Origin of the sequence: Hyphomonas oceanitis, from assembly GCF_036964545.1 — a bacterium.
Taxonomy (GTDB): Bacteria; Pseudomonadota; Alphaproteobacteria; order Caulobacterales; family Hyphomonadaceae; genus Hyphomonas; species Hyphomonas oceanitis.
This window is the reverse complement of sequence record NZ_JBALTL010000001.1, coordinates 574216-598418: the sequence shown is the minus strand read 5'-3', so window position 1 is coordinate 598418 and position 24203 is coordinate 574216. Positions and strand designations below refer to the sequence as shown.

Sequence of the window (24203 nt, the reverse complement as noted above, 5' to 3'; positions counted from 1 at the left end):
ATGCGCTATCTTCCCCTGACTGATGACGACCGCAAGGCCATGCTGAAAGTGATCGGCGCCAAAAGCGCGGATGACTTCTATGGCGATGTGCCGGAATCGGCCCGCCTTGGTGGCAAGGTGGCCGGCCTGCCGGACCATCAGGGGGAGATGGCTGTTGAACGCCATCTCTCGAAACTCGCAGCGAAGAACCGCTCGGCCTCGTCGGGCCCGTTCTTTGTCGGGGCAGGTGCCTACAAGCACCACATTCCGGCCAGCGTGGACATGGTGATCCAGCGGTCTGAATTCCTGACGACCTACACGCCCTACCAGCCGGAAATCGCGCAGGGCACGCTGCAGACCCTGTTCGAATTCCAGACACAGGTGGCCGCGCTGACGGCGATGGATGTCGCCAACGCCTCCATGTATGACGGTTCGACGGCCTGCGCCGAGGCGGCCGTGATGGCCTGCCGCGTGACGCGCCGGAAGAAAGTCATTCTCTCGGGCGGCCTGCACCCGCATTATGCGGCGGCGACGAAACTGCTCTGCGAAGCGCAGGGGCTGGAAGTTGTGCAGCTGCCAGTCGCGGTTGATGGCGAGATGGCATTGGCGGAGGCGGCGGATGACCTGACCGCCTGCGTAATCGGCCAGAGCCCGAACATATTCGGCACGGTGACGGACCTGTCTGCGGTGGCCGATGCCGCCCACGAGAAGAAGGCGTTGTTCGTATCCGTGTTCACTGAGGCCGTCGCACTTGGCCTCGTGACGCCTCCGGGTGAGATGGGCGCGGATATTGCCGTGGGCGAGGGGCAGTCGATTGGCGTGCCGCTCGGCTTTGGCGGGCCCTATGTGGGCCTCTTTGCGTGTACCGAGAAACTGGTGCGCCAGATGCCGGGGCGCCTGTGCGGTGAGACTGTGGATGCCGACGGCAAGCGCGGCTTCGTGCTGACGCTGTCGACCCGCGAGCAGCATATCCGCCGCGACAAGGCGACGTCGAATATCTGTACCAATTCCGGGCTCTGCGCGCTGGCCTTCACGGCGCACATGACGCTGCTGGGCGACAAAGGCCTGAAAGGCCTGGCGCTGCTGAACCATGAAGCGGCATGTGACTTGGCCGATGCGCTGGAAGCTGTGCCAGGTGTGGAAATCCTGACGCCGCGTTTCTTCAACGAGTTTTCTTTCCGTACACCAATGAATGCCGAAGCTGTGCTGGCGATGCTCGACGAAGCGGGCGTTGTTGGCGGCGTGAGGGCAAGCCGCCTCTTCCCGGCCGAGCATATGGGCGACGTGATCATCTGCGCCGCGACAGAGTGCACGACACCGGAAGATATTGCCGCCTATGCCGCGGCGCTGAAGGAGATTGTGTGATGAGTAGAGTTTTCGTTCCTCATCCGCAGCGGTCAGAAATCGAGAAGCAGTTTGATGGGTTTGGCTTTAATGAACGCAAGGACGTGCAGTATGGCGTTAGGGCACGAAAAGCAGGGCAATGGTTTGTGTTCTATGATCCCGACACGTTCAACAAGAGCCAGCTGTTGTTTGGATTTGAACCTAAGTTCGCTAGCAAAAACGAGCCGATGATACAGAGTTTTGCTACCGAAAAACACTCTGACGAAGCCTCCAGTACTGCGTTCAATGTATACAGAAACGCTGGCTCAAATCCTGCCAAACAATCCGATATCGCGGTAGTCTGGAAATTCAGCTCGGTGGTTAAAATCCTAGACTGCGTGAGAGAACTAGAACGTTCGGGAGCACTATCATGACCATGAATAACCAGGGCCGCCCCACGGCGCCGACTTCGACTTCCGTGTCCGCCATCGAGACCGTGTCCGGCTCGCGGGGGCTGTTGCAGGCTGAGGGGTTGATCTTCGAGATTGGCACCAGTGAGACCACGGGTGTTGACCTGCCAGCGCCGAAGAACCGGACGGGCCGCCTTGGCGGCGTGGCGCGCAAAGTGGCGACCGGCCTGCCGGGCCTGTCGGAGCCGGAAATGGTGCGCCACTACATGCGCCTGTCACAGCGTAACTATGCCATCGACCTCGGCTTCTTCCCGCTGGGCAGCTGCACGATGAAGCACAATCCGCGCCTCAACGAGAAGATGGCGCGCCTGCCGGGCTTTGGTGACATCCACCCGATGCAACCGCAGGCGACCGTGCAGGGCGCGCTGGAACTGATCGACGAGCTGGCCACCTGGCTGAAGACGCTGACCAACATGCCTTTCGTGGCGATGAGCCCGAAGGCGGGCGCACATGGCGAACTGGCGGGCATGCTGGCGATCCGTCAGGCGCTGATTGCGCGAGGCGAAGGCGAGACACGCAAGCGGGTTCTGGTGCCCATGTCGGCGCATGGTACGAACCCGGCAACGGCTGTGCAGTGCGGCTTCGAGGTGGACGAGATCAAGGCGGATGCGCGCGGCCGCGTCGACATGGACATGCTGCGGGCGAAGCTGGAACGCACCGATGACGTGGCCGGCATCATGCTGACCAATCCGAATACGTGCGGTCTGTTCGAGACCGATATCAAGGAGATCGCCGACCTGATCCACGCGGCGGGCGGCTACTTCTATTGCGACGGCGCGAACTTCAACGCCATCGTCGGCCGTGTGCGTCCGGGCGACCTCGGCGTCGATGCGATGCACATCAACCTGCACAAGACCTTCTCCACACCGCATGGCGGCGGCGGGCCGGGCTCGGGCCCGACTGTCCTCTCCGAAGCGCTGGCGCCTTATGCGCCGGTGCCCTTCGTGGTGAAGAACGAAGACGGCGTGTATTCGCTGGTCGAAGACATGGACGGCGAGGCGAGCGAGAGCTTTGGCCGGATGGTCGCCTTCCATGGCCAGATGGGCATGTTCGTGCGGGCGCTGGCCTACATTCTCAGCCACGGCGCGGACGGCCTGAAACAGGTTGCCGAGGACGCCGTGCTGAACGCGAACTATATCGCGGCCAAGCTGAAGCATGTGATGACGCCTGCCTTCGAGGGCTATTGCATGCACGAGGCGCTGTTCTCGGATGCGTTCACGGCGGACGGCATCGAGACGCTCGATATCGCCAAGGCGCTGATCGACGAGGGCTATCACCCGATGACCATGTACTTCCCGCTGGTGGTGCATGGCGCGATGCTGATCGAGCCGACCGAGACCGAGAGCAAGGCGACGCTGGACCAGTTCTGCGCCTCGCTGGAATCGATTGCCCGCCGCGCCGCGCAGGGTGACGAGACGCTGAAAGGTGCACCTTATCTTGCCCCGGCCAAGCGGCTTGATGAGACGCGGGCGGCGCGCAAGCCGATCCTGAAGTGGACGGCGCCGACGTCTGATACCGTCGCGGCCGAGTAGGTGCGTCAGCCCACTTGGGGCTTGGTGGGGTCGCTATGGAACAGGCGCTCCCGCAGCCCTGAGAAACCGATAATCATCGGTCGCTCTATGAGGCGATAGGAAAGCCCTGCTGCGATGATCGAAGCGGCAAGGCAAACCATGACCAAGGCAATATTGTCCAGTGGGCCCTTGTGGCCGAGCTGGAAGATGGGTGCCAGGGCGGGGATATCTCCGAGGAAGCCGAAAGCGAGCCGGGTCAATGTGAGCAGGATCACATGACAGAGGTAAAGCGAGAAGGACCAGTCGCCGAGCCGGGCGAGGCCTTTGTAGCAGGCCTCGAAATACGGCGTCGTGCGACGCAGGCGGTTGGGCATGGATTGGCCACCGAGCCAGCCGAACCAGAGTGACGCCATCATTGCGACGGCGCCGACAAGAACTGTCACGATCGCGGCGCCAGCACGTTGGTCGAAGGGACTGTCAGCCGGCAGGCCATAGAGGAAGCTGATCATCGCGGCGGTCAATGCGCCTATCCCGGCCGGCACGAGCCAGGCTTGCCGCTTTGACAGTTCAAGCGTGGCAAAGCCGTAGACTAGAAGGGTGCAGGGCAGGCCGAACTCGATGATCCGATTCCATGTAATAAGGGCTAAATCGTCCGGGCGGTGAAATGTCAGCGACCCTGCGAGCCAGAGGATGGCGACCAGTGTCATCAAGCCGCTACGCCACGCGACTCCGGAGCCGACCGCGACACCGACCACGGCGCCAAGGATGAATTCCATTGTCATCGGAGACAGCACAAGCGAGGCGTAGTCGATGGCCAGCGGTTTCGACATGCCGACCATCGCGCCTCCCGCTATGACGAGGCCCCACACAAGCAGGATCCACAGCAGGAAGCGGCGCGGCGCGAGCAGGATCAATGTGAAGGCCGCATAGAAATACATCTCGTGCACGAGCGTCCAGCCAACGGCCGGCAGCGGGAAGGCGTATTGGGGGATCAGGAAGAAGGATTTGAAAAGGTATGGTACCATCGGCTGGCCCTGCAGGGCGCGCTCCCAATTGGCGCCGAAGCCGAGCAGGTTGTAGGCGATCATCATTGTGATCATCAGCGCTGAAAAGAACCACCAGAGCGGATAGATCCGGGTGGCACGGGCGAACAGGAAATCGAGGCTCGATTTGAGTCCCGGACGCACGCCGTCGGTGACATAGACCATGATGAAGCCGGAGATGACGAAGAACAGGTCGACGCCGGCAAAGCCATTGTTCACGAAGCCGTTGAGGAACGGCATTTCGCTAAGGCCATTGCCGCCAATGGCGAGGACTTCCTGCGCACGGATATGATAAGCAACCACGAGCAGCGCCGCGATGCCGCGCAGGATCTGGATGGACTGTAGTTTCATGCCGTCCTCATGCCCGGTTGCCGCAAAAGACAGCAATAATTCTCGTGTTTGTAGCAATCGGGTAACGGTGTTGCCAGACTTTGAACACATCCTGATGATTTCGTTGGCTGGACCGAAATTAAACCCCATATCATCCGCGAATGGCTGACGACGAAGCGACCGACATGACCGAAACATCCTCCCTGCCGGCCGCCAAGCCGGTTCTTGCATTGCGTTCCGGTTTCAACACCGCGTTCCGCCAGCTGCTGGCGCTGATCGGCCTGTTCATGATTGCCCTGTCGATTCCGATCGGCATCATGACGCCGCTGATCCCCATCGGCCTCCCTTTCGGCATCCTCGGCGTGATCCTGCTGGGTCGCAACTCGGTCTGGGGGCATCGCTGGATGGAAGGCGTTCTCGTCCGCCATCCACAGGTCGAGCGGTTCGCCCCAAACTGGCTTATGAAGCTGGTATTTGGGCGCGAGAAGAAAGTTACACCCAGGAAGGCCTCGCGTAAGGCATAGGCCCTTGCCCCTCAGGCAAATCTAGGGACAATTGCCCCAGAATTGATTGCTGTAAGCGGGGCTGAAGCAAATGAACCGAGTTTCTCTGGCGGGCGTGCTTTGCATGGCCCTTTTACTGGCCGCGTGCGGCGGGAAAAAAGAGGCCGATAAGGAAGACAGGATCACGGTTCCGAAGGACCCGTTTCCGTCGACTTATGCGGCCTACCCGAACGAGCCGGTGTTTATCTCCAATGCCACCATCATTGATGGCGAGGGTGCGCTCATCGAGAAGGGCAGCCTGCTCATCTTGGACGGGAAGATTTCGGCCATTGGCAAGGACCTAGAAGCGCCGGCCGATGCAAAGAAGATCGACGCATCCGGCCGCTGGGTGACCCCCGGCATCATCGACAATCACAGCCACCTTGGGGCCTATCCTTCGCCGGGTGTCAGCTCCCTGAGCGATGGCAACGAGATTTCTGCGCCCGTGACGGCAGAAGTCTGGGTCGAGCACAGTGTATGGCCGCAAGACCCCGGGTTCACGCGCGCCCTGGCGGGCGGCATTACCTCCCTGCAGATCCTGCCGGGCAGTGCCAACCTGTTTGGCGGTCGCGGTGTCATTTTGAAGAACGTACCGAGCCGCACAGTGCAGGGCATGAAGTTTCCCGGCGCGCCCTACACATTGAAGATGGCGTGCGGCGAGAATCCGAAGCGTGTCTATGGCTATGGCGGCGGGCGCTATCCGGGCGGCGCGCCCTATTCGCGCATGGGCAACGTCGCGGGCTATCGCGCGGCCTGGATCCAGGCGGCCGACTACAAACGCAAGTGGGACAAGTACGAAGCAGAAGGCGGTGATGCCCCGACGCGCGACCTTGAACTCGACACGCTGAAGGGTGTGCTCGACGGCGACATCCTCGTTCACATGCACTGTTACCGCGCCGACGAGATGGCGCAGGTGATGGATATTTCGAAGGAATTTGGCTACAAGGTCACGGCCTTCCACCATGCCGTCGAGGCCTACAAGATTGCCGACAAGCTGGCGGACTATGGCGCCTGTTCGTCCATGTGGGCCGACTGGTGGGGCTTCAAGATGGAGGCCTATGACGGCATCAAGGAGAACATCCCGCTGGTGCACAAGGCTGGTGCCTGCGCCATCGTGCACTCCGACAGCGAGGTTGGCATCCAGCGCCTGAACCAGGAAGCGGCCAAGGCATGGGCCGATGGAAAGAAAATCGGCATCAACATTCCGGAGGAGGAAGCGTGGCAGTGGCTGTCGCTCAACCCGGCCAAGTCGCTCGGAATTGACGCCAGGACCGGCAGTCTTGTGCCTGGCAAGATGGCCGATGTGGTGCTCTGGTCCGGCAATCCGTTCAGCGTCTACAGCAAGGCCGACCAAGTCTATATTGATGGCGCCCTCATGTATGACCGGAGCGACGCGGCCCATCGCCCGGTATCGGATTTCGAGCTTGGCCAACCCGGTGAAGGAGACCTGAAATGAGCGCGCGCAAGATAGCCAGCCTCATCGCGATTGTTGCGAGCCTGACGCTTCCGGTCACGGCCGAACCCGTTGCGATTGTTGGCGGCAAGGTCTGGACCGGCACGCGCCAGGGCACGGTTCCCAGCGGCGTTATCGTCATCGACAAGGGCCGTGTCGTGTCAGTCGACAAGGCAGGCTCGCCCGTGCCGCTGGAAGCGACGGTCATTGATGCCGGTGGCAAATGGGTGACGCCGGGAATCATCTCGGCCTTTTCGCGGATCGGGATTGTTGAAGTCGATGCCGAGAATACGACCGATGACACGTCTGCCGGGGATTCCGATTATTCCGTCGCGCTCGATGCCGCTGACGGCTTCAATCCGGACACGACGGCGATTGCCGTGACGCGGGTTGAAGGCATCACGCGGATTGTTGTTGCGCCGGAAGCCAGTTCAAACCTGTTTGCAGGACAGGGCTTTATCGCCGACACCAGCGGCTCTGTGGATACGGAGATTGACCGCAAGGCCTTCCTGCTTGTTTCGATGGGCGAACACGGGGCGTCGCTGGCAGGCGGGTCACGGCCTGCGGCGTGGGCACAGCTGCGCGCTGCGCTGGACGATGCGAAGGCCTATCCGGGCCGCTATCTCGCAAGCAATGAAGGCACTGCGCTGGACCGCGTGGATGCGGCCGCGCTGGTGCCGGCCGCCAAGGGCCAGCAACTGATCCTGATCGAGGCGAACAAGGCGAGCGACCTCAACGCCATCATGGATTTCGCCGAGGCCAACAAGGATCTCGACATTGCTATTGTTGGCGCGGACGAGGGCTGGCGGGTTGCGCCGCGCCTCGCCAAGGCAGGCATTCCGGTAATCGTGGATTCCTATTCGAACCTGCCCGAGAGCTTCGAACGGCTCGGCGCGACCGGGGAGAATGCGGCGCGTCTGCGGGCGGCTGGTGTCACGGTGGCCATCGCGGCGATCAGTGATGCCACGCACAATGCGCGCCTTGCCATGCAGATCGCCGGCAATGCTGTAGCCAACGGCCTGTCGCACGAGGATGCGATGGAGGCGCTGACGACGGCGCCAGCATCCATATTCGGCCTGCAGGGGCTGGGTGTGATCGGCCCGGGATCGCGCGCGGATATCGTTGTGTGGGACGGCGACCCGCTGGAAGTTACTTCAAATCCGGATGTCGTAATGATCGACGGCGAGGTACAATCCATGGTGACGCGTCAGAGCGAGTTGCGGGATCGCTATCTCAAACTCGACGAGCGTGAACGCCCGCTGGCCTATGTGAGGCCCTGACTGTCTGTTCAACTCCCATAAATCCTTCGCGGTCTAGGATGGCCGCTTGCGAGGCTTTTTGACCCGTTTGCCGCATGGTTGCCGCAAATAGGGTGATAAGTTGAATTGGGATGGTTTGATCTATGTGGCTTGCACTGCTGATGGCGCTTACGATGGTGACGGGGTCGGGTCCGATGGACGAGGCCCTGTCGGCAACCGAAGCGCCGAAGACTCTGCGGGCCGCCTTCACCGTGGAATTGCGCAGTGACCATGCCCGCCGCGTTTATGCCTTTGATCCCCGCAAGAGAGGCGCCGAGCGCTGGCAGGTCGTCGACTGGCAGGGCGAGGATGATGAGCTGGAAGAGGTGGCGGCCAATTGGGCGGCGGAATCGGCGCCGGACGGTCGGCTGTTTCCCGATGATCTGCGTGCGAGCCTCGGGCGCAGTGTGCAAGTGAATGATGAGGGCCATGCCTGGCAGATTTCGTTCCGGCACACGCCGTCTAAGAATGATGGCGAGTTTGATGTCTGGGCGGCGCAGCGACTGCAGGCGGCGGCTTGGCTGGACCCGGTTGGCGAGCGCTTCCTGAGGATCGATTACATGTTGCCAAAGCCCGTGGCAGGGCCTGAAGGCGGCACGTTGACCAAGTATAACCAGAGCTATTTCCTGCGCACCGAACCGCGCTGGGGCATGAGCTATGTTTCGGGGTTTTCCATCGAGCTTGAGGCGCGCGCGGCCTTCCGGAAGATTGAACGGCGCTACTCGGCCAATATCGTGAAAGTGGACTTCTTCTTCGCGAGCGCCGAGGCGCAGAAGGCATTTGAAGACGAACGCGCAGCCAAACCGCAATTGATGACTGGATTGAGCGGCCCGGCACGCTAGACTCCTCACCATGACGATTCACATGGTGAAACTGAGCGTAGGCGCCGAGACGGTCGAGGACCTGGCGGACTGGCAGACGCGTCAGATGCAGCGCCGCGACAACCCGGTCCACCACACCCGCATGAGCCCCAAGCGCGCCGAGGAAATGCTCGATGGCGGCTCGATCTATTGGGTCATCAAGCGGGCCATCCGGGTGCGCCAGCGCATTATCGACATTCGCGCCGTGGCCGACGAGACGGGCCGCGACATGTGCGAACTGGTGTTTGATCCGAACCTTGTCCGCACATATGCCCAGGCCAAGCGGCCCTTTCAGGGTTGGCGCTATCTGAAGCCCACTGATGCACCGCGCGATCTGAAGACCGGCGAAGCGGCGCTGGACATTCCGCCTGATCTCGACGCGGCCTTGAAACAGGCAGGTGTCTGGTAGGCGCCGCTCCGAACGATCCCATCGACAAGGTTAGTGCTGCCCGCTAAGCGGAAACATGACCGATCTTTTCCTGCAATACTGGCCGCTCCTCCTCAGTCTCGCCGTGGCGGGCGCTGCAGCGGGCCTTGCGGCCGGCATGTTCGGGATTGGCGGCGGCGCGGTGATCGTGCCTGTGCTTTTCTTCCTGTTTGACGGCATGGGCTATGGCGAGACGGCGATGCACGTCGCGGTATCGACCTCGCTGGCGACGATTATCCTGACCTCCATTCGTAGCGTGATGGCGCATAATGGGCACGGCGCAGTCGACTGGGACATCATCAAGTCATGGGCGCCATGGATCGTTCTGGGCGCGCTGATCGGCATGGGGCTCAGCGGCTTCCTGTCGAAGCGGGCACTGCTTGGCATATTTGGCTCAATGGGCTTTCTCCTGTCAGCGCAGCTCTTCTTTGGTCGCCCGACATGGCGGCTGGCGGAAGAGATGCCGAAGGGCGCGACACGCATGGGCCTCGGAACGGGCATCGGGGCGCTGTCGGCCCTTATGGGTATTGGTGGGGGCACATTCGGGGTCAGCCTGATGACGCTGTATGGACGGCCGATCCACCGGGCTGTTGCGACGGCTGCAGGTTGGGGCGTGGCGATTGGCCTGCCGTCGGCAATTGTGGCGGTGTTCATTGGCTGGGGGCACGAGGGCCTGCCGCCGTTTTCGCTCGGCTATGTGAACCTTGCGGCCTTCGCGCTGATCTCGGTGTTCACGGTGACGATGGCGCCGGTCGGGGCGAAGCTGGCGCACAGCCTTGATGCCGTCTTGCTGAAGCGCCTGTTCGCAGTCCTGCTGGCGCTTGTGGCAGCGCGGATGCTGTACAAGGCACTTGGGTTTTAGGCGGTGAGAACACCGACGATGCGTTCGATGGCCCAGTAAGAACCGATAATTCCGATACAGTAAGCAGCGAGGAACCGGACTGGCGCATCCGGCATGCGGGCGAAGCGTCTGGCGAGAAAAACCGCGAGCAATACGGCGCCAACGAAGAGGACCTGTCCGGCTTCAACGCCCACATTAAACAGCAGCAGTGCCAGCACTTCGGCGCCCTTGGGCAGGCCTATTTCCGAAAGGGCCCCGGCAAAGCCGAAACCATGGATAAGCCCGAAGCCAAAGGCGATTAGCCACGGCTTGCGCTGGCTGAGCGTCTCGCGGCCGCGCACACGGTAGATCGCTTCGGCGCCAAGGAGGGCGATGCTCATGGCGATCGTGATCTCGACCGGCGGGCCCGGAAGGGTGATGCCACCAAGGGCAGCAGCAGCAAGCGTAATGGAATGGGCGACGGTAAAGGCGGTGACGGTGGGCAGCAATTGGCGGGGGCGGACGAGGAGGATGAGGCCGAGGACGAAGAGGAGGTGGTCGTAGCCGAAGATGATGTGTTCGACGCCGATGCGGAAATAGGTGGCCGTGGGCGCGCCGGTGGGCGTGGAGAGGTCGAGTTGCAGCGCGCGGGGGCGCAGGACCGTGGAGAGATCGTCGCTTGTCAGACGGTTCACGCGCACGAAGGCATCTGTGAGCGTGCGTTCAAGGCCCGCGATTTCGATATGGCCGGTCGAGAGATCGCATTCCATGTCCCAGCGCTGGATGAGGGTGCCGGCGGCGACTTCGCTGCGCTCGTGCGAGCGGGTGCAGTCATCGGGAAAGACCGGGTCGAGCTTGAGGCGGCGGCCATCGAGCACGGGTTGTTTCCAGGTGACGGCGAACTGGCCGGGATCTGTTTCCGTGACTTCGAGATAGGCCGGGCGCACTTCATGGGCGGAGGCCGGCAGCGCAGCGCAGACGAGCGCGAGAAAGGCGAGCAGAGCCCGTCTCATTCGGCGCCTTCAATACGGACCTTGTAGCGCTTGATGATGTCGGCGATGGCCTTGTCATTGGCCGCGCGCAGCGCCTCGTCATGCCAGTCGGATTCGACTTTGGCACGGACGTCTTCAAAGGGCGGGAGACGGCCCTCTTCGAGCGCCACGATGTGCACCAGATGCTGGCCGAATGCCGAGGAGACGGGGCCCTGCCATTCGGGCGCCGGTTTGAGGGAAAAGAGAGCCCTGGCGAAGTCTGCACCGAACAGGCGAACGGTTTCGCGTATCGGGAGATTACCATAGGCGCGTTGGAGCATGAAGGGATCTCCGAGGGTACGCCAGTCCACTGGTGTGGGGCCGTTGAGGGACTTCAGGAGGGCTTCCGAGTCCATTCCCGGGGTATTCCCGGACCGTTCCGGGTTTAAATAGACGTGTTCGAACGTGATGCTCGGTGGAAGCGTGTAGCTTGCCTTGTGGTCTTCGTACCACTTGCGCAGGGTGGTTTCGTCGGGCGCTGCCGTGTCGGCCAGGTCGGAGACCATGAAGCTCATCTTCTGGGCGAGGCGGCGTTCGATGATCGTGTCGCCGACATCGAGGCCGAGGCGGCGGGCTTCGCGGGCGAGGGCTTCGTCGCGGACCTGATCGGTGACCATGGCGGCCATGTCCTCAGGTGAGGGCAGGGCGCCGGATTCAGAGGCATAGAGCGCGGCCATGCGCTCCATGTCTTCTTCGGTGACGGTGATGGTTCCGTCACGCGCGTCGGCATAGGCCGTCCACGCCGCATGGCCGGCAAAGACCAGAGCTGCGACGAGGACGAAATGGACGAGGGGTTCGCGGAGTAGAGCGCGCATCTAGGCTGGCGGAATGTACCAGATCGGCGATGTGTAGGCGCGTTCCTGGATGGTTGCGGGCAGAGCCGGATTTGGCGGCGTTGCGTTGCGATTGGCTTCCCATGTCGACCAGCGGCAGGTCGGGTTTTCGAGCACGCGAACATAATAGGTCGCGCGCTGGGCGGGATCGAAGTCCGGATCGGACCAGAGCGCTTTCAGCTCACCCGCACCTGTGCCGGGGCTGGTTTCGCAGGTCGCGATGTCGACACTGGCGCCATTGTCGGGGCAGCGATGATTGGCATCGGGCACGGCGCCGCCGGAGCAGGCCGCGTCATAAACAGCTTCGCCGTCGCTTGTGACCTTGACGATTTGGACGCGCTGGAGCGGCGCAGAATTGGAATCCTGCATGGCCCAGGCGATGAAGTGCGGGGCAGCGCCAGCGCCGACGAGGTCTCCGCCCATGGGCACGCCGCCGGCATAGGCCTGCTTTGCGAGGTCCGGGCTGGTGAGCATGGCGTCGGTATAGTTGAAGCCGCCAAAGAAGCGGACTTTCATGCGGGGGCCTGTGGTGGCGAATGTTTCCTTGCGGCGGAAGGCGTCAAACAGGGAGTCGCGTGTGTTTTCCTCGGCCCAGACGCCGGTGAGGCCGGAAGCCGACCAGCGCGAGAACCAGTTCTTCGCATTCTTGGTTGTCTGGTTGTCGGGTTGATCGGCCCAGTCTTTTATGCCCGGCATGGGCACGGAGCCGCGCTGGAAGGGCAGGCCATCGACAATGCCGATTTTCGACCAGTAATCCTTTTCCGAATAGGACCCGCCGGCGACATGGCTGTCAGAAGCAGCGGTGAGACCGAAGCGGAAAGGATCGAAGCCCTTTTCTTCCTGCAGTTTCAGGCCGTTGCGATAGGCTTCGCGGACATAGGAGCCGCTTGTTTTCGACACATCGTAGCTGCCGAGCAGCTCGTCATAGATTTCGAAATTGGCCCACTCATCGTTCGGCGAGAGATCAGGATGGGTTTCGGATGTGCCCTTGACCTGCGTGACTTCGACGAGCGGTTCGTTGCGCATGCGCTGCTCGGCATAGGCGGCATCGATCGGGTCGCCATTATAGGTTTCCAGCCTGAACATCTGGCCGTCGGAAACGTTTGAATTGTGCGGGATGGCGATGGACTCGCGGCCTTCAGCGCGTTGCTGGTCCATCCAGTCCCACAGGTCTTCCGGGTTGGTGGAGTCGAGCGTGGAGAAGGCGCGGTCAGGCGCTTCGCCGCGGAAGAAGACGTTGCGGTGGAGGTTGCCGCCACCAAAGCCGCCATCTTCGCTCTGTGTCGTGACGGACGTGAACTCATAGGCCGAGAAGGTCGTGAAGACGCCGGGCTCGTTGTACTTTTCGGCGGCAGCGATGTTCTCCTGCCAGACGGAGGTGATGGTCGGCTCGTCATACATGTCTTCGATCTTCTCGCCGGAGCGGACCGAGGCACCAACGCCCTGGAAGGCGGCGACGATCTTATCGGGATCGGTCGAGAACATTTCCTTGGCGCGGGGGAGTTCTGACAGTGCGCTGCCCTTGGTGTTCATGGCCGGCAGGATGCCGAGATATTCGGCATGGTCGGTGACGGTGTAGAAGTCGAGCGGGCCGCCGGCGACGGTCATGTCGAAGCCGGAGGGATGCTTGATCGTCTCGCCCTTGGCAAAGCGGTAGGCATCATCGGCCGTGCGACGCACGTTGAAGATATAGGCGTCGAAACTGTTGCGCGTGTGGATGTGCATATCGCCGAAATAGGCGTTGCGGTCTTCGTTATAGCCGGGTGTTGCGCCTTCGGGCACGGCAGCTTGCGGTGCGGCGGCTTCTTCGACGGGGGCTGTTTCGGTCTTGTTGCCGCTACAGGCGACAAGCGCGAGCGCCGTACTGGCGAGCGTCAGGGTCTTCCACATTTTGCTATTCCTCCCACGGGCGCGATTGGTGCGCTCTCATGGGAGTTGTTTTTGCAGTGATTGTGCCAGTTGTCCAGACCGCCTTGCGGGAAGGATCAGCCCTGCCAGAAGCGGCGCGTCAGCACGACGAAAACCGAGATGAACTCCAGTCGCCCCAGCAGCATCGCGATGGCGCAGATCCACTTGGCGGCATCGGGCAGCGTCTGGAAGGTGGATGATGGACCGATAACAGGGCCGAGGCCGGGGCCGACATTGGACACGCTTGTGGCGGAGCCGGATATGGCGGTCATGGCATCGAGTCCGCATAGCGAGAGCAGTGCCGCGGCAACGAGGAATGTGACGAGATACAGGAAAACGAAGACCATGACGGATTGCAGCGTTTCTTCATCAACGACCTTGTTGCCGTAACGCACCGGGGTACGACGGTGCGGCATGGTCATGCGTCGCGAATAGGCGATGAGGGCCTTGGCGGTGATTTCGAGGCGGAACATTTTCAGGCCGCAAGCGGCCGAGCCGGCGCAGCCGCCGACGAAGGTCGCGACAAGGAATATCGCCATAACGGGCGAACCCCATGTGTCGTAAGGAGCGGAGGCATATCCGGTTCCTGTCATGATCGAGATGATGTTGAAAAGGGCATCCTTGAACGCGTGTGCCGCCGTTTCAAAGATGCGCGGATCAACCACGGCCTCATGATAGGCGACGATCACGACGGACAGGAGCAACGCGATCGACAGGTAGACGCGTGGCTGCGGGTCGCGGATCAGGGGTGAGATGCGTCCTTGCAACAGCAACATGGCCAGAAGGCTCTGCGGAAGGCCTGCCACGAACATGAAGAAGGTCGCGACATAGGGTGCGTTTGTGTCGTTGAAGTAGCCGAAGGACAGGTCGTGCGTGGAGTAGCCCCCCGCCGACATCGTTGTCATCGAGTGCGTAATCGCATCGAACCAGCTCATCCCTGCGAGGAAGTAGCAAAGGGCGCAGAGCATCGAGATAAGCAGGTAGGTAAAGCCGAGATAGGCGGCGATATCGGTCACACGCGGCAGGAACTTGCCGGAGAGATCAGAGCTTTCGAGTTCAAAGAGCTGCATACCACCGACCCGGAGCTGGGGAAGGATGGCGATGGCTGTCACGATAATGCCGATGCCACCGAACCATTGCAGGATGGCGCGCCAGAGGAGCAGGCCGCGCGGCATGTCATCAAGGCCCGTAATGACCGTCGCCCCGGTCGTGGTGAGGCCGGAAACGCATTCGAAGTAGGAATCCGTAATCGACATTCCCGATGCCATGAACGGGATTGAAGCTATGGCGGGCAGGAACACCCATACCAGAACGGTCAGCAGGAAGGCTTCGCGTTGGCCCGTGGACTGGTCGCCGCTGCGCGCCAGGATCCAGAGGCAGGTGCCAATGAAGATGGAGCCGAAGGCCGAAACGGCGAAAACGTGTGATTCCGGGCGTTTGTCGGCAAAATCCATCAGCGCGCACGGGATCATCGCCACGCCGAGGAGGACGGTCATGATGCCGATGGCGAGGAGGATGGGGCGTAGCTGCATTTTACGCGCGGAAGATACGCTTCAAATCCTGCGAAGACGTCAATTTTCTTAAGGTTAACAAGAGGTTTCCAAAGGCAGGTGCCAAGGCGGCACGGGGGCAGGCCAAACTGGGTAGCAAGCAGGCAAGGATTGGGCCATAGGCGGGTGTGTCGCGGGGTCGTTTCGATTGACCCAGCGGAAGTAAGATCTTAAAGCCCAAATATCGTTTCATTTGCAACCAATGGCATCCTCCCATGTTCGATCACCCTTCCTATGACGCCCATGAGGGCGTGCACCTTTTCCAGGACGAAGCGAGCGGGCTGAAAGCGATTATTGCCGTCCATTCAACAGCGCGGGGCCCGGCGGCGGGTGGTACGCGGATGTGGGATTTCGCCAATGGCGAGGCCATGTTGCGCGACGTGCTGCGCCTCAGCCAGGGCATGAGCTACAAGAACGCCATGGCGGACCTGCCGCTGGGCGGCGGCAAGGCCGTGATCTGGGGCAATGCGAAGACCGACAAGTCGCCGGACCTGTTCCGGGCATTCGGCCGGGCCGTGGAAAGCCTGCAGGGGCGCTATTACACAGCCGAGGACGTGGGCATCGATGTCGCCGACATGGAGATCGTGCGGCAGGAGACGGCCTATGTGGCCGGGCTGGACAAGGGCGAGGCCGCGAGCGGCGACCCGTCGCCAATCACGGCGCGGGGCGTGTTTCTGGGCATTGTCGAGACAGCCAAACGTGCGCTGGGCAGCGGCGACCTGAAGGGCCGGACCGTGGCGGTGCAGGGCGTTGGGTCGGTCGGCGCGCATACGTGCGATCATCTGGCCGAGGCAGGCGCCAACCTGATCATCACCGATATCGACCAGGCTGCGCTGCAGGCCGTGTCGGCGCGCACGGGTGCGCGTATCGTGGGGCCGGACGAGATCTATGACGTCGAGGCGGATATCTTCTCGCCCTGCGCGCTGGGCGCGATCATCAATGAGCAGACGCTCGGCCGCTTCAAGGTGAAGGCGATTGCCGGGGGCGCAAACAACCAGCTGGTCATGCCGGAGATGGGTGAGCTGTTGCGGCGCAAGGGCATTCTCTATGCGCCGGACTATGTGATCAATGGCGGCGGCATCATCAATGTGGCCGCCGAGATTTCCGGCAATTACTCGCGCGAATGGGTGGACGCTAAACTGGCCAAGCTCGTCGAGACGCTGGGCGACGTGCTGGACGAGGCGCTGTCAGGCGAAAAGCCTACCAATCAGGTTGCGGACCGAATTGCACGCGAACGGATTGCCGCTGCCCGCTAGGGGTTTCTGCGTAGTTCGCGGAACGGTGCCCGGATGGTACATTATCTCTCAGGAGCAATCCGCCAGGAGGTATATGCGCCATGTCAGTTGTTGCCGTATTACAGGGTACTGAAGCCGAAGATCGCCAGACCACACTTGCCGCAATAGAGATTGCGCGGCGCCTGAACACGCCCGTTACCGGCCTGTTCGCGCTGCCTGATCCAATGGCGGTGCTGATGGTGTCGACCTCGCCGGAAATGGCGACCGTCTCGCCTGCCGCGACGCAGAGCGTGATCGACATGCAGGCAAAGATGACGAAGATCGCCAAGACGGTCTTCCATGATGCGACCAGTACCGGCGCGCACGGGCTGGACTGCGACTTCTTCCATGAAGTGAACACGGTGGAACGCGCCAGCGCGAATGCCGCCACGCTGGCTGATGCGGTCGTGTTTCCGCGCTCGGCGGCCACAACTTCCGCGCCGCTCTATATGGCGTTCGAGCATGTGATGATGGAAGCGCGGCTTCCGCTGGTTCTTGCGGGTACGGACAATATTCCGACCGGGCCGGTGATCATTGCCTGGGATGGCAGCAATGGTGCTTCGCGGGCTGTGCGGTTTCACCTGCCGCTGATCCGCGCTTTTGGCGACGTGATCATTGCGCAGGCGCCGAAGGACCTGGAGCGCGATGCAGCACGCCCGGTGGCTGAGCCGGGTACACTGGAAGACTGGCTGAAGCGCCATGGTGTGAGCGTAAAGGTTGCTGGCATCGAGGGCGATGTCGCTGGTGGCCTTCTGGCGCTGGCCAAGGGCAGCGGCGCGTCAATGATCGTGGCGGGGGCCTATGGGCACTCGCGACTGGGCGAACGCCTGTTCGGCGGTACGACGCGTCACCTGCTGTCGGCCAAGGATGCCCCGGCGCTGGCCCTGGCGCGCTGAGACTTTCCACATTCTGAGTTCATGGAGATTGTAATGACCCTTAGCCGCATCACACTACAATTGGCCCGTAATCCGGGCCTGCCAGCTGGCGACCCGGCGCGGGGCTATACGCTCGTTGCGCCGCTGACGCCTGACGCGCATCTTGATGTTGAAGCGTGGCGGGAAAATCGCAAGGCTTGCCGCGTTGTGCGCTTCTCGCCAGTGGATGATGAACATGCCGATGGGCGGCTGACGCATCGCGGGGATCGCTGGTTTTTCCATTATGACGAAGATGATGAAGGCGATGATGAGGCGGGCTACCGCCTTGGCGAGCATGTTTTCAAGGAAGGCGAATACGTGACCGTGGCGAGCTTTGGCGAAGAGCCGCTGACCTATAAGGTGACCGACGTCTCCAGCCTGTAATCGGTTCGCGCAAGGCGGCCGAATTCTGGTATCCGGGACGTGTGTTACCGGAAGGGGAGAGGCGAGCATGTGCGGACGCTATTTCAGGCATGACGTGACCTGGGCCGAATATCATGCGGCACTGAGCATTATCCCCTACGAGGATGTTGAGCCGCCTGAGGCGACTTACAATGCTGCGCCGACAACGATCCAGCCGATCGTGCGCCGGGCCGAACATGGGATGCACCGCGAGCTGGCGCCGGCACGCTGGGGGCTGGTGCCGTCCTGGTGGACCAAGCCGCTGTCGGAGATGAAGTTCACGACGTTCAATGCGCAGGCGGAAACAGTGGCGGAAAAGCCGGTGTTTCGCGGCGCGTACCGGCATCATCGCTGCCTCGTGCCTGTGTCCGGTTTCTACGAGTGGACGGGCGCCAAGGGCGCGAAGACGCCGTTCGCGATCAGCCTGCGCAACAGGCGCTGGTTCTGCATGGCAGGGCTTTGGGACTCGGCGCTGATTGACGGGTCCGAGATCCACACCTTCACGATCCTGACGACGAAGCCGAATGACCTGATGGCCGGGCTGCATACGCGCATGCCGGTGATTGTGGCGCCGGAGGATTATTCGCTCTGGCTCGACCCTGACGCGGGTGATCCGTCACATCTGTTTGAATCCTTTCCGGCGGAAGACATGCAGGCCTGGCCGGTCGGGCCGGAGGTGGGCAATGTACGCAACAATCATCGGGGCCTGATCGCGGAGGCCTGAACGAAAAAGCCGGGCGCACGTGAGTGGCCCGGCTTTAATTGTTTGGCTTTTACTGACGGCTAGAAGTCCCAGCGGAGCTGGACGCCATAGGTGCGCGGCTCGTTGACGAAGCCGGTCAGGTTGTTGAAGTCGATGGCGCCTTCAAGCGCTTCCTCGTCCGTGATGTTGCGCACGAAGGCGGAGACGTCATAGCCGGCATCAGCCTTGTAGCCGAGCTTCAGGCCGCCTTCCCAATAGCCGTCCTGGCCGAACTCTGCGCTCTCATAGAGGAAGAAGTTCGTGTCGCCCTTGTAGGCCCAGTCGGTGTAGCCATAGAGCTCGCCGGTCGCGAGCGGGATGGCATAGCGCGCCGTCGCATTGGCGATCCATTCCGGCGCATTCGGGAAGGCGTTGCCGGAGATATTGTAGCCGAGCAGCGTCACGCCATCTGCGGCATAGACGGCCGGATCAAGCATGGTGCAGCCGCCGCCGCAGCCTGGCGCAAGGAGGACATCATCCTTGAACTCGGTCTTGTTGTAGGAGAGGCCCGCCGTGAGGAAGAGGTTGTCGATTGGTGCGGCTTCCACATCGGCTTCGAAGCCGTAGCCTTCGCTCTTGTCGGCATTGAAGAGGGCAACGGTGTTGTTCAGGCCGCCCACAATCGTCAGCTGCTGGTCGTTGAATTCAAAGAAGAAGACATCGGCATTGAGGCGGACGCGATTGTCGAACAGTTCCGATTTGATGCCGGTCTCGTATGAGAGAACGGTTTCGGTGTTTGCGCTGGACACATCGTTTGCGAAGACGAGGCGGCCTTGCGTGGAGGGGCCACGGAAGCCCTTGGCGACGCGTGCGTAGAGGTTCAGGTCGTCCGTTGCCTGATAGGTGGCCGAGACGTCCCAGCTGACCTGATCATCCGAAACCGATCCGGAGACGGGGCCGAAGGGGCCTGAGCCGAACGGGCCAAGTGTGCGTTCGACAACGAAGTCCTTGGATTCATCGGTCCAGCGCGCACCGCCCGAGAGGGTGACCTTGTCGGTGACGTCATAGGCGAGCGACGCGAAGATGCCTGTGCTGTCAGTCTGGTTCTGACGGGTTGCGATGCCGTTGACCGGGCGGCCGGGCGAGAGCGTGTCGAAGCTTTTCGACGTGATGGCGACCTTTTCGTCGAAGACGAAGACGCCAGCCTGTGCCCGTAGCGGGCCGCCATCGTCAAAGGCGAAGCGAAGCTCGTTGGTCGTCTGGTGCAGGGCGTCAACCGCGCCGGAGCTTTCCGACGCGAACGGGATGAAGCCCGGTCCGAAATTGCCTGCGCCGAGGAAGGCGGCGCCGAAGCCGCCGTCAATGTCGCCGCGGCTTTCGATGGTCGCCTGTTCGTTGCCGAAGACATAGGTGACCTTGATCGCGTCGGTGAGGCCTTTTTCGAGCTTCAGCGTGACGCCATGGCTATCCTGTTCGAGGAAGTTGTCGCCGTCGAAATAGACCGTGTCGCGGTCAAAGCCTGCGCCGACGCCATTGGAGCCGACATCAATGATATTGGCGCGGAAGAGGCGGGCGTCACCATCATTGGAGCGGCCATGGACGTTGAGGAGGGCGGAGAAATCTGTGCCCCTTGGCGTGAACAGGATCTGCGCGCGGCCGGCGAGTTCCTTGAAGCCTTCGTAGCGGTCTTTCCCGCCGGTATAGGCATTGTCCACATACGGGTCGCGTTCCTGGTAGAGACCGGAGAGGCGCACCGACAGCTCGTCAGTGAAGACGGGAAGGTTCACGGCGCCTTCAAGCTCGCGCGTGTTGTAATTGCCGTAGGAGACGCGGCCATAACCTTCGAACTCGTTCGTTGGCTTGGCAGAGTCGAACTTGATAATGCCGCCGGGTGTGTTGCGGCCAAAGAGCGTGCCCTGAGGACCGCGCAGGACTTCGATACTGTCGAGGTCGAAGACCGGGAAGCCTTTCAGGATGGGACTCTCATAGGGCACGTCGTCATAGACCAGGGATACAGGCTGGGACGCGTTCAGATCGAAATCGGTGTTGCCGATGCCGCGGATGTAGAAGCGTGGGAAGGCGCGGCCGAACGAGCTTTCGGCGATGACGCTGGGCACGCGGGCGGACAGGAAGCGCACATCGGCGCCGGAGGACTTGAGGACGTCGAGCTTTTCGTCGGCGATCGTGGTGATCGAGATTGGCACGTCCTGGATGTTCTCTTCTACCTTTTGGGCCGTCACAGTGACGGAGGGAAGGCGGGCTTCGGTCTCTGTTTCCTGTGCGATGGCGGGCAGGTTGATCGCGATCAAGAGGCTCGAGCCGAGGAGGAGCGAGCGGAGGGCAGGTCTGTATGTCATGGAAAGGCATCCTGAGTGGCATGGAAGACAGCCCGTCTTGGCGCGGGATCTTATGCCTTTGGATGTCTCACGGTTTGTCCGTTCCGAGAATGATATGTGTCGCGGTTTTGATGGTTTTGTGTCCATCGGTCACCGCGTGTTGCTGCGCCGCAACATGAAGGCGGCTCTGCTACAACGAGAGGTAAGTTTTTCTCGGGTGCCGGGCGACGCGGCGGCGTTCAGTTCCAGGGATTGAAGCGCGTCGGCGGCTTGGGCGGAGGAGGTGCTTCTTCCGGCTCCGGCTCAGATGTGCCTGGCTCGACCGTTTTGGCGGGCACTTCGAAGGCGGCTTCTTCAGGACGGGAAGGCTCGGCTGGTTCCGGCGGTGTCTCGGCCTGATCGCTGAATGTGAAGGGCGCGGACTCGGCTTCCGTGACCGGGTCGGTATAGGCGGGTGTGTCTGGCCCCGCGTTGAATTCCGACAGGTCTATATCATCGGGCAGGTCGACCGTGCCGTCGATAACCATGCGCGGGCTGTCCATGGCCGGCGAGCCGGACGCGGTGGAGGACTCCTGTTGCGGGTTCCCTGTGCGGCCGGCAGAGCCGAGGCCAAAGCCGGAGGACATGCCTGACAGGCTGAAGCGCTGGGGTTCCGGCTGTGCGGCGGGCACTTCAGCTATCACGGGCGCATCTTCGGGCAGGTCGATTTCAGGGGTCGCTGGCGAAACATCAGCGGCATATTCGAACTCGGGCGCGAGGGGCTCGTCTGCCTGAGGGGCGGGCTCTGGCGCCGGGTCGGGTTCTTCTGCCGATGGCGCGGACGACATGTATTGCGAGAGGCCGCCTGTGCCCGATCCGAAATAGCCGCGACCGAAAGGAGAGGCCATGGTGGCTGTTGGCGCGACGAATGGTTCAGGTTCGCTCGCGGGCTCAGGTTCCGGTTCGGACAGGACTGGTTCGGGTGCTGTCTCTATCTCGGGATTATTTTCATCTTCCGGCCAGAGGGGCGTTTCGGGCTCGACGGGCGCGGAGGCTGGTTCCGGCGCTGCGGCGAAGGCTGGCGTGTATTCGAACGCCTCCGCAGCGTCCGATGTGGCCTCTTCGGGCGTATCCCTGGCGGCTTCGATGTCGCTTTCCGGGTCGACTGTGGCGACGGTTTCGGGTTCGGAGAGGATTTCCGGTGCCGGTTCAGGCTCAATCTCTGGTGCGGACTCAGCCTCTGGCTCGGGTGTCCGGACGCCGCCATTGACTTCATCGGCCATGCTGGCGACGGCGCGGGCCATGTCGTTCTGGCCTTCGAGTTCCGGATAGGCTTCCGGGAACGCATCTGTATCGTCGCCCGGATCTTCCACCAGTTCAGCAGGATCAAGCGCAGGCTCGGGGGCTTCCTCAGGCTCGGCGTCGATGCTTTCCAGGCCTTTGAGGACCGTGTTGATGGCCTTTTCGGCGCCGCGCGCGTGCCGGTGTGCCTCGCGATACAGCTCCGCTACGAAGCTGGCATAGGGGCGGCCGTCTGCATCCAGCTCGTCGACAAATTCTTCCGGCATGCAGGACTCGATTTCCTTGCCGAGCGCGTCCGTGAGCAATACGGCATGCGGCTCTGGCGTGAGGACAACGCGGTAGCCCTCGGTGTCATGGGTGATCGTGCCGTCTTCGCCCTCGGACCAGGCAACGCGCTGCTTGCGCGTCATTTCGCTCAGCTTATCGATCAGCCGTTTTGTCGAAGGATGCAGCATTATGCGTAGCCTTTCCCGATCTGTCCTGGATCAAGTCTACCCAATAGCGGCTGATAGGCGAACATTCAAACTGTGCTTCCCCGGTTCCGCATGAAATGTGGTTTATTCGGGCAGTTTGGGACGCGGGAGTCGGGAAGACAGGCAGGCCTTACTGGTCATCGGCAGGGGCTGGGGGCACGTATTTCATCTCCAGCAGCACCGCTTCTTCCTGATAGTCAGGGGCTGCATCGCTGAGTTTGCCGTCGAAATCACCGCCGGCACCGAAAGCCCCGATAAAGCGGGGATTTTCCGCGCTGTCAGGGCAGATGAAGAGGGAATCCACGGGGCCAGCCTCGCGTTTACAGAGGCTGCGGGCCTCAGGGCTGAGGGCTTTCAGCTTCGTCTGACCCACCTTGCTGCCATCAGGCCCGACAATGTCTGGATTGCGGGTGACCACGGCGCCGACATTGCCGAGCGTCCAGTCAGGCTCGACGACATAGATGAGACGGCCTGCCTCTCCATCCGCCGGGAGGGTCTGGATTAGGAAGACAGGGTAGGTTTGTTCACCCGCATAGGCGCGGTCGGTGAGAATTTCATGGCCGGGGAAGGCGGCTTTCATGGCGTCCAGCGTGAAGGGCGTGGTGCCTTTCAGGCCCATCGTGCCTTCCGGGCCAATGCTGGCAGGCAAGGGCTTGCCGCCAAACTCGGCTTTGCGGACTTCGGATTTCACACGGGCGACATCTTTCAGGAAGTCTTTCACCGGCTCGCCGCCCGCAACGGACAGGTCTGTGCGGAAGGCGCGGATAATGCCATCTGGTGAAATCAGAAGGTAGCTGGGCGTCCAGCTGATTTTCAGCTTTTCGCGGATGCTCGTGTCCGTATCGAGCACTGTGGGGTAGCTGTAGCCTTTCTCGGCAAAATAGGCCTCGACGGAGCCATACTTGCCATAGAGTTCCTCATCGCTGATGCGGCTGGCATTGGCGGGGACATGGATGGACAGGAAATACAGGTCCGGATCCTGTTCGATGGCGGTCGCCAGTGCGGCGACATAGGGCGCATCGCGCATACAGTCGCCACACCAGATGCCCCAGACATCAATGACCATCCAGCGATTTAGAACAGCGGAATCGAATGTCTGGCCATCGGCCATTTTTGCGGTGAATTCCGGGAATTTTTCGCCGAGCAGGGCATAACCATAGGGCCGATTGTCGGCATCGCGCAGGACTCCGTCACCCTTGGTGTCGGCTGCGGTGGCTGGCGGAGCAACATTTGCCGTAATGAAATTGGTTGCAGCTGGCTCTGGCGCGGCTGCCTTGTCAGGCGAGCAGGCAGCAAGCACAAGCACTGCAGCAGCAAGAATGAGTTGTCGGAACATGGATGGTGCCCTCCGGGTGGGGACAGGTGGGGTCGGCACAGCCAAAGACATGATGGATATGCGCGCCCTTTTGTGATGGCCATTGTAGTCTTGGGCTGTGATCTAGTGTCCTGCGGTAACATCAACA

21 protein-coding genes are annotated in these 24203 nt (G+C 61.7%); 13 read left to right on the top strand and 8 right to left on the bottom strand.

The window, feature by feature from the left end; all coding sequences use genetic code 11:
- The 3 genes from gcvPA to gcvPB are packed head-to-tail and all read left to right on the top strand — an operon-like array spanning position 1 to position 3304.
- Complete coding sequence (gcvPA, locus tag V7651_RS03005) at positions 1-1344, top strand: aminomethyl-transferring glycine dehydrogenase subunit GcvPA (RefSeq protein ID WP_335612101.1); 1344 nt, start codon at positions 1-3, stop codon at positions 1342-1344.
- The gene (locus V7651_RS03000) at positions 1344-1736 is read left to right on the top strand and encodes a hypothetical protein (RefSeq protein WP_335612100.1); all 393 of its coding nucleotides are present in this window, start codon (positions 1344-1346) and stop codon (positions 1734-1736) included. The genes gcvPA and V7651_RS03000 overlap by 1 nt, the downstream gene beginning before the upstream one ends.
- Entirely contained in the window at positions 1733-3304 is a 1572-nt protein-coding gene (gcvPB, locus tag V7651_RS02995) for an aminomethyl-transferring glycine dehydrogenase subunit GcvPB (RefSeq protein WP_335612099.1), read from the top strand. The genes V7651_RS03000 and gcvPB overlap by 4 nt, the downstream gene beginning before the upstream one ends.
- Positions 3305-3309: 5 nt before the next feature.
- Here gcvPB and V7651_RS02990 read toward each other — a convergent pair whose 3' ends face one another.
- The gene (locus V7651_RS02990; protein ID WP_035535613.1) at positions 3310-4677 is read right to left on the bottom strand and encodes an acyltransferase family protein; all 1368 of its coding nucleotides are present in this window, start codon (positions 4675-4677) and stop codon (positions 3310-3312) included.
- A 140-nt stretch (positions 4678-4817) separates the two neighbouring features.
- Here V7651_RS02990 and V7651_RS02985 point away from each other — a divergent pair, with 140 nt between their 5' ends.
- From V7651_RS02985 to V7651_RS02960, 6 genes are all read left to right on the top strand, one after another.
- Entirely contained in the window at positions 4818-5180 is a 363-nt protein-coding gene (locus tag V7651_RS02985; RefSeq protein ID WP_035535616.1) for a hypothetical protein, read from the top strand.
- A 103-nt stretch (positions 5181-5283) separates the two neighbouring features.
- Positions 5284-6654 (top strand): amidohydrolase, encoded by a 1371-nt coding sequence (locus V7651_RS02980; protein WP_241766864.1) that lies wholly within the window; start codon positions 5284-5286, stop codon positions 6652-6654.
- A complete protein-coding gene (locus tag V7651_RS02975) occupies positions 6651-7931 on the top strand; it encodes an amidohydrolase family protein (protein WP_335591791.1) in 1281 nt (426 codons plus the stop codon). The genes V7651_RS02980 and V7651_RS02975 overlap by 4 nt, the downstream gene beginning before the upstream one ends.
- A 122-nt stretch (positions 7932-8053) precedes the next feature.
- On the top strand, positions 8054-8791 hold the full coding sequence (locus tag V7651_RS02970) for a hypothetical protein (RefSeq protein WP_335612098.1): 738 nt from the start codon (positions 8054-8056) through the stop codon (positions 8789-8791).
- 22 nt (positions 8792-8813) lie between these two features.
- Positions 8814-9218: a DUF1489 family protein gene (locus tag V7651_RS02965; protein ID WP_335612097.1), complete on the top strand. Its 405-nt coding sequence runs from the start codon at positions 8814-8816 to the stop codon at positions 9216-9218.
- A 55-nt stretch (positions 9219-9273) separates the two neighbouring features.
- On the top strand, positions 9274-10098 hold the full coding sequence (locus V7651_RS02960; protein WP_335612096.1) for a sulfite exporter TauE/SafE family protein: 825 nt from the start codon (positions 9274-9276) through the stop codon (positions 10096-10098).
- Here the strand turns inward: V7651_RS02960 and V7651_RS02955 are convergent.
- The 4 genes from V7651_RS02955 to V7651_RS02940 all read right to left on the bottom strand — a co-directional run bounded on the left by V7651_RS02955 (position 10095) and on the right by V7651_RS02940 (position 15360).
- Positions 10095-11069, bottom strand: coding sequence for a HupE/UreJ family protein (locus tag V7651_RS02955; protein WP_335612095.1), 975 nt, complete (start codon positions 11067-11069; stop codon positions 10095-10097). The two genes, V7651_RS02960 and V7651_RS02955, sit on opposite strands and share 4 nt — an antisense overlap.
- Positions 11066-11902, bottom strand: coding sequence for a peptidylprolyl isomerase (locus V7651_RS02950; RefSeq protein WP_335612094.1), 837 nt, complete (start codon positions 11900-11902; stop codon positions 11066-11068). The genes V7651_RS02955 and V7651_RS02950 overlap by 4 nt, the downstream gene beginning before the upstream one ends.
- Positions 11903-13810, bottom strand: coding sequence for a DUF3604 domain-containing protein (locus V7651_RS02945; protein WP_084146095.1), 1908 nt, complete (start codon positions 13808-13810; stop codon positions 11903-11905).
- A gap of 95 nt (positions 13811-13905) precedes the next feature.
- Positions 13906-15360, bottom strand: coding sequence for a TrkH family potassium uptake protein (locus tag V7651_RS02940; protein WP_035535636.1), 1455 nt, complete (start codon positions 15358-15360; stop codon positions 13906-13908).
- Between the two features lie 233 nt (positions 15361-15593).
- Between V7651_RS02940 and V7651_RS02935 the strand changes: the two genes are divergently transcribed.
- The 4 genes from V7651_RS02935 to V7651_RS02920 all read left to right on the top strand — a co-directional run bounded on the left by V7651_RS02935 (position 15594) and on the right by V7651_RS02920 (position 18692).
- The gene (locus V7651_RS02935) at positions 15594-16634 is read left to right on the top strand and encodes a Glu/Leu/Phe/Val family dehydrogenase (protein ID WP_035535639.1); all 1041 of its coding nucleotides are present in this window, start codon (positions 15594-15596) and stop codon (positions 16632-16634) included.
- Between the two features lie 80 nt (positions 16635-16714).
- On the top strand, positions 16715-17548 hold the full coding sequence (locus tag V7651_RS02930; RefSeq protein WP_051624449.1) for a universal stress protein: 834 nt from the start codon (positions 16715-16717) through the stop codon (positions 17546-17548).
- Positions 17549-17581: 33 nt separating this feature from the next.
- On the top strand, positions 17582-17950 hold the full coding sequence (locus V7651_RS02925) for a hypothetical protein (protein WP_335612093.1): 369 nt from the start codon (positions 17582-17584) through the stop codon (positions 17948-17950).
- A gap of 67 nt (positions 17951-18017) precedes the next feature.
- Entirely contained in the window at positions 18018-18692 is a 675-nt protein-coding gene (locus tag V7651_RS02920; RefSeq protein WP_335612092.1) for an SOS response-associated peptidase, read from the top strand.
- A gap of 59 nt (positions 18693-18751) precedes the next feature.
- Here the strand turns inward: V7651_RS02920 and V7651_RS02915 are convergent, their stop codons facing one another.
- The 3 genes from V7651_RS02915 to V7651_RS02905 all read right to left on the bottom strand — a co-directional run bounded on the left by V7651_RS02915 (position 18752) and on the right by V7651_RS02905 (position 24076).
- Positions 18752-21007, bottom strand: a complete 2256-nt coding sequence (locus V7651_RS02915) for a TonB-dependent receptor (protein ID WP_335612091.1) — start codon at positions 21005-21007, stop codon at positions 18752-18754.
- 218 nt (positions 21008-21225) lie between these two features.
- Positions 21226-22722: a hypothetical protein gene (locus tag V7651_RS02910; RefSeq protein WP_335612090.1), complete on the bottom strand. Its 1497-nt coding sequence runs from the start codon at positions 22720-22722 to the stop codon at positions 21226-21228.
- A gap of 148 nt (positions 22723-22870) precedes the next feature.
- Positions 22871-24076, bottom strand: coding sequence for a TlpA family protein disulfide reductase (locus V7651_RS02905; protein ID WP_335612089.1), 1206 nt, complete (start codon positions 24074-24076; stop codon positions 22871-22873).
- Positions 24077-24203: the final 127 nt, after the last annotated feature.

Bases quoted from the DNA above. Each gene is read 5' to 3' on its own strand.
- V7651_RS02920 (WP_335612092.1), top strand. From the start codon at position 18,018: ATGTGCGGACGCTATTTCAGGCATGACGTGACCTGGGCCGAATATCAT.
- V7651_RS02970 (WP_335612098.1), top strand. From the start codon at position 8,054: ATGTGGCTTGCACTGCTGATGGCGCTTACGATGGTGACGGGGTCGGGT.
- V7651_RS02925 (WP_335612093.1), top strand. From the start codon at position 17,582: ATGACCCTTAGCCGCATCACACTACAATTGGCCCGTAATCCGGGCCTG.
- V7651_RS02945 (WP_084146095.1), bottom strand. From the start codon at position 13,810: ATGTGGAAGACCCTGACGCTCGCCAGTACGGCGCTCGCGCTTGTCGCC.
- V7651_RS02940 (WP_035535636.1), bottom strand. From the start codon at position 15,360: ATGCAGCTACGCCCCATCCTCCTCGCCATCGGCATCATGACCGTCCTC.
- V7651_RS03000 (WP_335612100.1), top strand. From the start codon at position 1,344: ATGAGTAGAGTTTTCGTTCCTCATCCGCAGCGGTCAGAAATCGAGAAG.
- V7651_RS02975 (WP_335591791.1), top strand. From the start codon at position 6,651: ATGAGCGCGCGCAAGATAGCCAGCCTCATCGCGATTGTTGCGAGCCTG.
- V7651_RS02960 (WP_335612096.1), top strand. From the start codon at position 9,274: ATGACCGATCTTTTCCTGCAATACTGGCCGCTCCTCCTCAGTCTCGCC.
- V7651_RS02965 (WP_335612097.1), top strand. From the start codon at position 8,814: ATGGTGAAACTGAGCGTAGGCGCCGAGACGGTCGAGGACCTGGCGGAC.
- V7651_RS02955 (WP_335612095.1), bottom strand. From the start codon at position 11,069: ATGAGACGGGCTCTGCTCGCCTTTCTCGCGCTCGTCTGCGCTGCGCTG.
- V7651_RS02935 (WP_035535639.1), top strand. From the start codon at position 15,594: ATGTTCGATCACCCTTCCTATGACGCCCATGAGGGCGTGCACCTTTTC.
- V7651_RS02950 (WP_335612094.1), bottom strand. From the start codon at position 11,902: ATGCGCGCTCTACTCCGCGAACCCCTCGTCCATTTCGTCCTCGTCGCA.
- V7651_RS02985 (WP_035535616.1), top strand. From the start codon at position 4,818: ATGGCTGACGACGAAGCGACCGACATGACCGAAACATCCTCCCTGCCG.
- gcvPB (WP_335612099.1), top strand. From the start codon at position 1,733: ATGACCATGAATAACCAGGGCCGCCCCACGGCGCCGACTTCGACTTCC.
- V7651_RS02990 (WP_035535613.1), bottom strand. From the start codon at position 4,677: ATGAAACTACAGTCCATCCAGATCCTGCGCGGCATCGCGGCGCTGCTC.
- V7651_RS02930 (WP_051624449.1), top strand. From the start codon at position 16,715: ATGTCAGTTGTTGCCGTATTACAGGGTACTGAAGCCGAAGATCGCCAG.
- V7651_RS02980 (WP_241766864.1), top strand. From the start codon at position 5,284: ATGGCCCTTTTACTGGCCGCGTGCGGCGGGAAAAAAGAGGCCGATAAG.
- V7651_RS02905 (WP_335612089.1), bottom strand. From the start codon at position 24,076: ATGTTCCGACAACTCATTCTTGCTGCTGCAGTGCTTGTGCTTGCTGCC.
- V7651_RS02915 (WP_335612091.1), bottom strand. From the start codon at position 21,007: ATGACATACAGACCTGCCCTCCGCTCGCTCCTCCTCGGCTCGAGCCTC.
- V7651_RS02910 (WP_335612090.1), bottom strand. From the start codon at position 22,722: ATGCTGCATCCTTCGACAAAACGGCTGATCGATAAGCTGAGCGAAATG.
- gcvPA (WP_335612101.1), top strand. From the start codon at position 1: ATGCGCTATCTTCCCCTGACTGATGACGACCGCAAGGCCATGCTGAAA.